General features: G+C 66.4%; 1 protein-coding gene. It reads right to left on the bottom strand.

Going from position 1 to position 779, the window contains the following annotated elements:
- On the bottom strand, positions 1 to 779 hold a 779-nt coding region (locus tag H9Y04_RS45095), incomplete at both ends, for an Ig-like domain-containing protein (RefSeq protein ID WP_438818227.1).

Raw genomic sequence — 779 nt, 5'->3', positions numbered from 1 at the left:
GGGCATCCTCGGTCGGGGTCAGCACCTCCACCGGGGTCGCGTTGGAGAACGCCGCACGGGTGAAGGTGAACACGTCGGAAGTGGCGCTGCCGTTGACCGTCTGGGTGGCGGTGAAGGTATAGGTGCCCGCGGGCAGGACCAGTTCGGAGTCGCAGGTCCAGTTACCCGAGCCGTCGACGGCGATGTCCGTGCAGATGGACTTGCCGGACCCGGACTTGATGTTGATCTTGGCGCCGGGCTGTCCCTTGCCGGTGAAGGTGACCTCTTCGGTGGTGACCGGGGCATCCTCGGTCGGGGTCAGCACCTCCACCGGGGTCGCCGCGGCGGCCTTCACAGTCAGGGAGAACTCCTGGCTGTGCCCGTTCACCGTCGCCTTCACCGTCACCGCGCCCGCCTTCGAGCCCGCCTTCACATTCACATGCGAATAGCCCTGCGAGTCCGTGGACTTGACCACCGACGTCCCGCCCCCGGTGAACACCGAACCGGTACCACCGTCATCGACGATCTCATAGCTGACCTTCGCCCCAGCGATCCAGCCCGCACCATTCCTCGCCCGCGTCACCAGCGGATCGGCGAACTGCTCACCCTCCAACGCCTCCTGCCCGTCACCCGAACCCTTGACCAGCTCGGTGACCGAGACATCCACCCGCAGAGCGAAGTCCGCACTGTGACCGTTCGCCGTCGCTCGCACCTGCACCGAGCCCGCCTTCGACCCCGCCTTCACCTTCACACTCGAATATCCCTGCGAGTCCGTGGACTTGTCCACCGACGTCCCGCCA

The sequence above is a fragment of the Streptomyces polyasparticus genome (assembly GCF_014493765.1).
Taxonomy (GTDB): domain Bacteria; phylum Actinomycetota; class Actinomycetes; order Streptomycetales; family Streptomycetaceae; genus Streptomyces; species Streptomyces polyasparticus.
This window is presented reverse-complemented; position numbering and strand designations above follow the sequence as displayed.